This window comes from Gilvimarinus sp. 1_MG-2023, assembly GCF_030548285.1.
Map to the genome: position 1 here is coordinate 1 of NZ_JAUOSC010000219.1, position 414 is coordinate 414.

Sequence of the window (414 nt, forward strand, 5' to 3'; positions counted from 1 at the left end):
TGTCTGACCTGCTCGAAAATGCCCGCCGGAACGACCAGCTGTTCGAAAAAACCCGGCGGCTGGTGCTGGCCCTGATCGAAGCCAACAGCTGGCTGGCGCTCCATACCGCACTGGATGATTCATTGCGTAATGATTTTGGCGTCAACGCCTGGGCCATGCTGCACTTTACCGAGCGACAGCTGGAGCGACCACTGATCGCGGTGCGTAATCAGGAACATCAGCGTAATATCCAGCGGCTGTTCAAAGGCCATCGCGCCATTTGTGGCCAGCTGCCCAAGGCCGATATGGCCGCCTTGTTGCGGCTCGATACCACCGATATGGAATCCATCGCTGCCGCCCAGATTCGGGGCCAGGACAACCATGGCCTGCTGGTGCTGGCCAGTCAGGATGGTAATTACTACCGTACTTCCATGG

General features: G+C 58.2%; 1 protein-coding gene. It reads left to right on the top strand.

Annotation, left to right across the window (positions count from 1 at the left end; all coding sequences use genetic code 11):
- Nucleotides 1–414 (top strand): DUF484 family protein (locus tag Q4563_RS16510; RefSeq protein ID WP_303605256.1); only part of this gene is annotated, 414 nt, incomplete at both ends.